This window comes from Flavobacterium sp. Arc3, from assembly GCF_041431375.1.
GTDB lineage: Bacteria > Bacteroidota > Bacteroidia > Flavobacteriales > Flavobacteriaceae > Flavobacterium.
In genome coordinates this window covers 204442-213359 of sequence record NZ_JASMRI010000004.1, presented here as the reverse complement: position 1 = coordinate 213359, position 8918 = coordinate 204442, and the positions used below count along the sequence as shown (strand labels likewise).

Genomic DNA, 8918 nt, shown 5'->3' with positions numbered 1-8918 from the left:
TTCTTCAAAATAAAGGTGCAGGTTTTCTTCAGAATTGGCAGCAGAAACTATTTCGAAGTTCTCTATTAAAAAATCAGGAAGCATAAATTTTAAAAGGTCTATAGAAGTCATATCTCAAAGTTAATTATGCAAAAATATTCATTTTTGCAAAACTTCTCCTCAGGTTTTGTTCCTGATCCGTTTTTTTGTGGCTAATGAAGTCTGTAATTGCAGAGTGTTTTCCTATAAAAAAAAGATGATTTCTGTTTTTATAAATACTATTTTAGCTATTTGTATCAACAAGTAAATTAGTGTTTTAAAAGTCGTTTGACTTTAGCTTTTTTGCATTATTACTATCATAAATTGCGTATGAATGAAATTACTATATAGTTGGCTTTTTATATATTTTGTTTTTACATATTCATTGTTTGGGCAGTATTTACCTTCCAGGAACTACACTACTGCAGATGGTCTACCTAATAATGCGGTTCGATCTTTATTTTTGGATTCCAATGATATTTTATGGATTGGAACTGAGAATGGCATTTCTAAAATGGAAAATGGCTCTTTTTCTAATCTAGATGAATCAGATGGATTAGGACATAACAGTTGTTGGGGTATTTCTCAGGACAGAAATGGAAATATGTGGTTTGGCAGTTATGGAGGGGGAGTAAGTAAATTTGACGGCAAAAAATTCACCGTTTTTACGACAAAAAATGGTTTGCCCTCCAATAAAGTACGTAAAGTTTTTTCTTTTAAAAACAAAATGTATCTCGGGACAGAATTAGGAGTTTCCATTATAGATGTCAATACGAATAAGGTAGTTACTCCCAAAGGAATTAAACCGCATTTTGGGATTTTCATTATTAGCGATTTCTTTACATACAATAAAGAAGTATTTTTCTCTGCTATTAATGAAGGAATTTTTAAGTTAGATGAATATGGGACGGTCGCTAAAATAGTTCCTGTTTTAGAGTATAAAATTACCGGTAAGGATACCGATGAGCATACCTATAGTTTAGGCCATTTTGATTCTGTACTTTATGGCAGTAACAAAGGTTTTATCAATGCTTTTACTTTCGATAATACTAAAAATGTCATTTCAACGACTGCTGTTTTTGGTCAATCGACTGTCTGGCAATATGCTAAAGACAAACGTAATATACTTTATGCAGCGGCTTGGGGAGTTTTTGATAATAGCGGAGGACTTTATCAAGTAGTTGATCGTAAAATGATTAATGTTTCAGATTATTATGGTATTGATTCTCAGAGTTTAGTCAATGTTATTTATGATAGGAAAATGGATGTGCTTTATGTAGGCTCTAAGGACAAAGGAGTTTATAAGGTTCGTTTAGATAAAGTGATTGAGTACAAATTTTTTGAAGGGAAAAGGATTATTGATTTTGAAAAATTGGGAAGTCAAAAAATCATCCTTCATAATGGAGGTCTTTCGATTCTAAATGCGTCCCAGCAGGTTTTGAAAACTATTTCGTTGTCAGATTTCAAAAGTAAAGAGCTCCAATATATAGAGCATTCAAAAAATCGATTGCCAACGTATAACGAAGGTTTTTTCGAATTAGATTATTCAATTCCTGCCAATGGTATCGAATTTTATAAAATCATTAAGCATTTCAAATCTTTTTGGGTTAGTAGTAATTTAGGAGTTTTTGAATTTAATTTTGAAGGTGAAATCATTCATTATGTTCCGATTCATACCTATGAATTTGGTTTTACTGGTGAGAATAAATTTTTTGAAACAAACCCTTATGGTGGTATTCATGTTTATGATGACATTTATACTTTAAAAGTTAATTCGATAGACAAAAAAGCTACAGCCATAGTAGACATCTTAAATCATAATCAGAAAACCTATCTATTATCCGTTTTTAACGGTTTGTATGTACATCATGATAATCAATTCCATTCTTATTTGGTCGAAGGTATTTGGAAAGAAAAGAAGTTCAAACATATAGCAATAAGCAATAGGGGAGAGTTAATTTTAGCTACTGAGTTTGGGGACGTTTTTGTGGTTGAGGATTCAAAGTCATTTAGAATATTAGATACTATTCCAAAAAATAAAATTATTGGAAATACCATATTATTTCTTGAATCTTATAATGACCACATTTATATTGGAACAGAAAAAGGAATTAATATTTATTATAAAGGAGAAATTAGATTAATTGATAAGCAATTAGGGGTAGTAGATTGCGTATTTACCACTTCAAAAATTTTTGAAAACCAGTTGTGGATTGGTACACAAAAAGGATGTTATGTTGTTGATTTAAATACGCTTACAAAGAAACAGCCAACGGTTTTAAAGTTAGGGATAAGCAGTATAGCTGTCAATAATACAGCTCTCAATAAATCCAAGTTCCATTGGTTCCGTTATGCTTCGGATGAATTGAGGCTTGATTATAATCAGAATTCCCTTTCTATCGATTTTATTCCCGAAGGCCATGCTATTGCCGATAAGTTGAAATTTAGATATCGTTTAAAAGCTTCTAATCGTTGGAGCCCTTACAGCGACAAAACTAATTTGTTTTTAGCCTATTTGCCTTATGGCGACTATTTAGTTGAAGTGGAAGTTTTAGATTTAAATGCTGGGAGATCTAGCGTTTTTAAATTGCTTAAAGTTTATATTTCACCGCCATTTTGGTTTGCTTGGTGGTTTATTACCATAATCTTCCTCCTTGTTATGGGAATTGTGGTTTATATAGTTGTACGAAAAAAGAATAAGGTAAGAGATAAAGCTGTTTTAGAAAAACAAATAACCGAAGCTAAGTTTGAAGCGCTGTCAAATCAAATGAATCCTCATTTTATCTACAATGCTTTGGAGTCTATTCAAGGTTTCGTACAAGATAATGACGAAATTAATTCGTCACTTTATATTAGTGAATTTGCTACCTTGATGAGAAAGACCTTGAAAAATTCTCCAAAACAAACTATATCAATTAAAGAGGAAGTCGAATATTTAAAAAGTTACATGTGTATTGAAAATATGCGTTTTAAAGACCGTGTCTTGTGTGATGTTTATATTGATCCTGTGGTTGCTGGAAGCTTATTTGAAATTCCACCGATGCTGATACAACCCTTTGTGGAAAATGTTTTTGCTCATGCTTTTGATGAATTTGTTCCTTCACCTAAACTTAATATTTCCTTTAAAATGATTGATGAACGGGTTTTAGAGTGTAAGATTATTGACAACGGAAAGGGGCTAAAGGCAAATAAAAAATCGAAATTTCATGTTTCTAGGGGTATCGCATTAGCCAAAGAACGAATTATTTTGTTGCAAAAAAATAATTTTGATCCTATAAAGATTGATTTTACTGAAGATAATGGAACGACTGTTACTATCCATTTATTTGTCTATGTCTAATTATTTTGACAGGTATGATAAAACTCAAGAAACGACCTCTCGAAGACTTTATTCAAATAATATTCCATTACTTTCTGATCCGTATGCTATAGGCTGTTTTACTTTAAAACATTGGTTATGAGAAATATATGCATTAAATAAAATGGCAAATCATAGTAGAACCTACGCTAACTTTGCTTTCACATTATTCGCTAAGTTATTATGGCAGTTATGTTTGTGGTTTCGAATAATAATAATGTGTATTGGAGGTATGAAATCTGTTATGGCTGTTGGTATTTCTGTATTACATTATCGTTCATCCGGCGAATTGCCAGTTTTGGTTAGAATCTATTTGTGGTTAAAGTGAATATAAAGCAGAAAGATCAGAGGGTTGTTCTGTATGTTTAACAAGTAGATTTGCAATTATGTTTTTAGGCTAGGGCGGGTCGAAGATGAGAGGCTGTTTTTCAGGGTAAATCGCTTTTTTTCGTGGTTTTAGAACTTTAACTTTTGTTCAATTTAATATTTTGTCGAATTTGTTGAAAAAAAGGTAATTTAGGACTTTATTTTTTTCTAAATTTTTATATATGAAACGTAGATCATTTTTAACGACTGCAACTTTAGCGTCTGCAGGCCTTAGCACTTTTTTAATTTCAAGCTGTAATCCGAGCACTAAAAAAGGCGATGAAGCGTTAGAAGAGGAAGACAATTCCAACTCAGTCTTTGAACTAAGCGAAGAAACGATTAGTAGCTTAAGGGAGAAATTATCTTCTGGCAAATATAGTTCTGAGCAATTAGTTCGAATGTATTTAGAACGCATAGAAGCCATTGATAAAAATGGACACAAATTAAACTCCGTAATTGAGGTCAATCCTGAAGCAATTGAACTTGCTAAAAAGATGGATTTAGAAATGAAATCAGGCAAGAGCAGAGGTCTTTTGCATGGTATTCCAATACTGATAAAAGACAATATTGACACAGGGGATAAAATGCAAACTACAGCAGGCTCATTGGCACTTGCAGGAAATATTGCGAGCAATGACGCTTTTGTCATCAAAAAAATAAGAGAGGCAGGAGCCATATTAATAGGTAAAACGAATTTAAGCGAATGGGCAAATTTTAGGTCCACATCTTCTTGTTCCGGTTGGAGCAGTAGGGGAGGGCAAACTAAAAACCCATATATTTTGGATCATAATCCATGTGGCTCAAGCGCAGGTTCGGGAGTGGCTGTGGCCGCTAACCTTTGTGTTGTTGCCATAGGAACAGAAACAGACGGGTCTGTAGTATGTCCTGCTTCCGTAAGTGGAATTGTAGGAATCAAGCCAACGGTTGGATTGGTTAGCAGAACTGGTATTATTCCAATTTCAAGTACGCAAGACACGGCTGGGCCTATGGCAAGGACAGTTACTGATGCTGCGATTTTATTGGGGGCCATGACAGGTGTTGATGATAAGGACCTTGTTACCCTGGAAAGCAAAGGAAAGGCCCATAACGATTATACTGTCTTCCTGGAGTTGGGTGCCCTAAACGGAAAAAGAATTGGAGTGGAGCGTAAACCGCAAGGCAAAAATCAATTTATGCATGCACTTCAACAAAAAACAATTGATTTGCTGAAAAGTAAAGGTGCCACGATTGTAGAAATCGATTATCTGGATGAAATTGGCAAATTGGGGGAAGATGAGTTCGAAGTGATGCAATTTGAGTTCAAAACCGGACTGAACAGTTATTTAAGTTCTTCTAATGCCAAAGTGAAAAGCTTGAAAGAAGTTGTTGATTTCAACAATGCTAACGAAGACAAAGTAATGCCATACTTCAAGCAAGAAACCCTGATCAGTTCAAATGAAAAAGGGACTCTTACCGATAAAAAATACATTGAAGCACTTAAAAGGTGCCATTTAGGTTCAAAAGAAATAATTGATAAAGTTATTGCAGTAAATAAACTGGACGCCATTTGTGGTTTAACTATGGGGCCGGCTTGCAGTATTGATATGATTTATGGAGATCGCTGGGGAGATGTTTTCTTAACAATGCCAGCGGCAGCCAGTGGCTATCCACATATCACTGTTCCCTGCGGTGTTGTTTATGACTTACCAGTTGGGTTTTCATTTTTTGGACCGGCTTATTCAGAGCCTAAATTAATAAGTATAGCTTACGCTTATGAACAAGCGTCAAAAAAAAGGACGCAACCTAGTTTCAAGAAGTCATTTTTGTAATATTTATTTATCCTTTGAAATCTGTAGATAATTAATCCACTCAAAAGCGCTGTCTTGTTTTTGTTGTATCATCTTTAAATACAGATTTCGAGGTTATATAAAGACGAAAAAAGTTATGTCGGAGCGGGGAAATTTTAAATTTGATAAAAAGCGAACTAAATAAGGAGGAGTTTGATACTATTTAAACAAAAAAAAGCCTTTTAAGTCATATTATTATGAGTTAAAAGTCTTTTCAGTTGGTAAGCACTGTTTATTACTTCTTGTAAATTCCAATCATTAATTTTCCTTTGGTATCTATTGAAGCCCTATACATTCCGGCAGTGTTGAATTCCATTGTGATATTCCCGTCTTTGTCCATTGCTACGATTCCACCGTCACCACCAAGTTTCGTTAGCTTTTTTTGAATTACTTCCTTAGCGGCGTTCTCGAGAGATAATCCTTTATACTCCATTAGAGCCGAAATATCATAAGCAACCACGTTGCGAATAAAAAACTCTCCCCATCCTGTTGAAGAAACTCCACAAGTAGTATTATTAGCATAAGTTCCGGCGCCAATTATAGGTGTATCACCGATGCGACCCCATTTTTTGTTGGTCATCCCACCAGTAGAAGTACCTGCAGCAAGATTTCCGTTTTTATCTAAGGCAACGCAACCTACAGTTCCAAATTTATTGTCTTTGATGTACGGGTCATAAAATGAGGTGCTTCCAGAATGATCTAGCTCTGTTTTTTCCTTTTCTTGTGCTTTTAGTAATGATTGGTATCGGTTTTCTGTATAAAAGTATGCAGGGTTTACTATTTCTAGTCCGTTTTCTTTTGCAAAATTTTCAGCTCCTTCTCTCGCTAATAGTACATGTTCTGATTTTTCCATTACCGCCCTTGCCAAACTAATAGGATTTTTAACAGTAGTAACCCCAGCAATTGCACCTGCCTTTAAGGTCTTTCCATCCATTATTGATGCGTCTAACTCATTCTTTCCTTGATTAGTGAACACGGCACCTTTTCCTGCATTAAATAATGGGGAATTCTCCATTACATTAATAGTTTTTTCTACCGCCTCTATACTTGATCCGCCATTTTTTAACACTGCATAACCTACTTTTACAGCTTCTTCAAGCTTTGCTTTATATTGTGCCTCTAATTCTGGAGACATGTTCTTTTTCAATATGGTTCCAGCACCTCCATGAATTACTATGGCAAAATTATCGTTAGTGGTCGGTTTTACACTTTTGCATTGAACAAATACAAAAAGGATTATTAAAAGGGCAATAGCTTTTTTCATAGAAAGTTATTTCATAAGGTTTAATTGTAAATGTATAGATAATCAAAACGTTGCGCAAATTGTTGCTGGCTGTTTTTGTGAGAAGGTGATAACGATTTTAAAATAATGGGGCTGCAGTACTTGTTTACTATTTATAAGATTCACTGTAATATTTACAAATCGAATTAATGGGACATTCAGGCATTTAGGTGTTGGGCGACAAATTTCTCTTCCCAAAAACGAAATTGCCATTCCAATTTCATCCCATATCTCATTAGGGAGCGCTTGCATGAGTTGTTTTTCAAATTTTATTTCGTCTTTGGTTTCTGTGGTTAATCCAACTCTGGGTGCTACTCGAATGACGTGTAGATCAACAATTATTCCTACTGCTGAAATTTTAGCTTCACGCATGATGACATTTGCTGATTTTCGTCCAATGCCTTTTAAAGCAGTCAAAGCATCCATTGTTAGGGGAATATTCTCGTCTTTTTTAATGGTTTTTGCGATTTCTGGTAACCAATTGGCTTTGGTACCAAAATTTTTGACTTTGGAGATATAGGGTATTAATCTTTCTACATTCGAAACTGCCAAACTTTCCATATTTGGATACACTTCAAATAGAGCTTGAGCGATTTTATTGATATTAGCATCAGAATCCTGAGCAGACAGCACTACCATAACTAAATGTTGGTATTGATTATGATAGTCTAAGAGGTGTTTTCTTTCTTTATATTTTTCAAGAATTGGTTCTAGTTTTTTTATCTAATCACTTGATTTTCCGAATAAATCCAATCTTCTTTATTTTTTAAAATCTACTGATACCGAATTTACACAATAACGCTGGCCAGTAGTAGTTGGTCCATCATTAAAGAGATGTCCCAAATGGCTGCCACAATTTGCACAAACTATTTCAGTACGAATCATTCCGTGCGTTTTATCTAAAATATATTTGACTTTTCCGGGAATTGAATCATCAAATGACGGCCAGCCACAGTGTGCGTCAAACTTTGAGTTACTTTCAAATAATGGTTCTGAACAAGCGCCGCAGCAATAGGTGCCTTCTTCGTAATGTAAATTGTAAGTTCCAGTGTGTGGACGTTCTGTTCCTTTTTCACGCAAGACACGGTATCTTTCTTCTCCCAGTTCTTGTTTCCATTGGGCTTCGGATTTTTCTAAGGGGTATTTCATTGTATTGATGTTAGATTAATTATTAGAGTGAGTAGTTACATATTCAACCGTTCTTTTAACTACTTCAGAATCACCTAAAATTTTTCGATGACCCAAACCTTCTGTTATCAGGAGCTCTCCGTTTTTTAAATGTTCATAAATGTTCATGCTTGCTTTTACAGGCACTTCAGGATCATCTTTGTCATGAATCACTAAAATGGGTATCGTTATTTTTTTGGCTGCTTGATAACCAGAGTAATCATTCATTTTTCCACCATACTTTTTCTCAAAATATAGTCTTAAAGTGGTAGCATAACTTGGCTTTAGCTCTAATTTAGCAATAAAATCTTCGATAATATCTTGAACAATATCCCCACTGCCTATAATTACGGCAGTATTTAACTCGAGACCTTCTTTTATTGCATTTAGTACCGACATTCCACCCAGAGAATGACCAACAGCGGATTCAAAAGGACCGTACTGCTTGTCGATTTCTAAAATTGCAGCGATAAATTCAGTCATGATACTTTGATTACCAGGTGATTTACCATGTGCAGGAGCATCAAAACTAATGGTAGAATAACCATGCTTTACTAATGCATCGGCTATTTTCACTAGTTGTGTACCTCGTCCTGACCAACCATGAACTAGCAATACTTTCTTTTCACTTTGGCCGTATTTGTAAACAACGATCTCTTTATTTATTGAGGGAACAAGGAGTTTTTTTTGCTCACTTTTTTCATCCATTTCAAACTCTCTTTTGGGAATCTTATGTTTTATAGGTGTTGTAAACAATTTAGCGGCGAACAATGTTGTTAGTTTAGGCGAAATAAAAGAGATTAATTTACCTGCAATAAGAATAGGCTTAGGAATTTTTAATGATTGAGTATGAATTGAAGGTATTTTTGTCATATTGATAAATTTTTAAGACCGCTTTTAT

The 8918-nt window shown here is 34.4% G+C and carries 6 protein-coding genes; 2 read left to right on the top strand and 4 right to left on the bottom strand.

Annotated elements, in window-relative coordinates:
- Positions 1-352 precede the first annotated feature (352 nt).
- Together QO200_RS04570 and QO200_RS04565 are read left to right on the top strand one after the other, a co-directional pair.
- Positions 353-3358, top strand: a complete 3006-nt coding sequence (locus tag QO200_RS04570) for a histidine kinase (RefSeq protein ID WP_371536916.1) — start codon at positions 353-355, stop codon at positions 3356-3358.
- Between the two features lie 566 nt (positions 3359-3924).
- Entirely contained in the window at positions 3925-5550 is a 1626-nt protein-coding gene (locus QO200_RS04565; protein WP_371536914.1) for an amidase, read from the top strand.
- 253 nt (positions 5551-5803) lie between these two features.
- Here the strand turns inward: QO200_RS04565 and QO200_RS04560 are convergent, their stop codons facing one another.
- The 4 genes from QO200_RS04560 to QO200_RS04545 form a co-directional block, all read right to left on the bottom strand.
- Complete coding sequence (locus tag QO200_RS04560; RefSeq protein ID WP_371536912.1) at positions 5804-6832, bottom strand: isoaspartyl peptidase/L-asparaginase family protein; 1029 nt, start codon at positions 6830-6832, stop codon at positions 5804-5806.
- Positions 6833-6874: 42 nt separating this feature from the next.
- Positions 6875-7489, bottom strand: a complete 615-nt coding sequence (gene nth / locus QO200_RS04555; protein WP_371536910.1) for an endonuclease III — start codon at positions 7487-7489, stop codon at positions 6875-6877.
- A 120-nt stretch (positions 7490-7609) separates the two neighbouring features.
- Positions 7610-7999: a peptide-methionine (R)-S-oxide reductase MsrB gene (msrB, locus tag QO200_RS04550; RefSeq protein ID WP_371536908.1), complete on the bottom strand. Its 390-nt coding sequence runs from the start codon at positions 7997-7999 to the stop codon at positions 7610-7612.
- Between the two features lie 15 nt (positions 8000-8014).
- Positions 8015-8890: an alpha/beta hydrolase gene (locus tag QO200_RS04545; RefSeq protein ID WP_371536905.1), complete on the bottom strand. Its 876-nt coding sequence runs from the start codon at positions 8888-8890 to the stop codon at positions 8015-8017.
- Between the last annotated feature and the right edge of the window lie 28 nt (positions 8891-8918).

Bases quoted from the DNA above. Each gene is read 5' to 3' on its own strand.
- QO200_RS04545 (WP_371536905.1), bottom strand. From the start codon at position 8,890: ATGACAAAAATACCTTCAATTCATACTCAATCATTAAAAATTCCTAAG.
- msrB (WP_371536908.1), bottom strand. From the start codon at position 7,999: ATGAAATACCCCTTAGAAAAATCCGAAGCCCAATGGAAACAAGAACTG.
- QO200_RS04570 (WP_371536916.1), top strand. From the start codon at position 353: ATGAAATTACTATATAGTTGGCTTTTTATATATTTTGTTTTTACATAT.
- nth (WP_371536910.1), bottom strand. From the start codon at position 7,489: ATGGTAGTGCTGTCTGCTCAGGATTCTGATGCTAATATCAATAAAATC.
- QO200_RS04565 (WP_371536914.1), top strand. From the start codon at position 3,925: ATGAAACGTAGATCATTTTTAACGACTGCAACTTTAGCGTCTGCAGGC.
- QO200_RS04560 (WP_371536912.1), bottom strand. From the start codon at position 6,832: ATGAAAAAAGCTATTGCCCTTTTAATAATCCTTTTTGTATTTGTTCAA.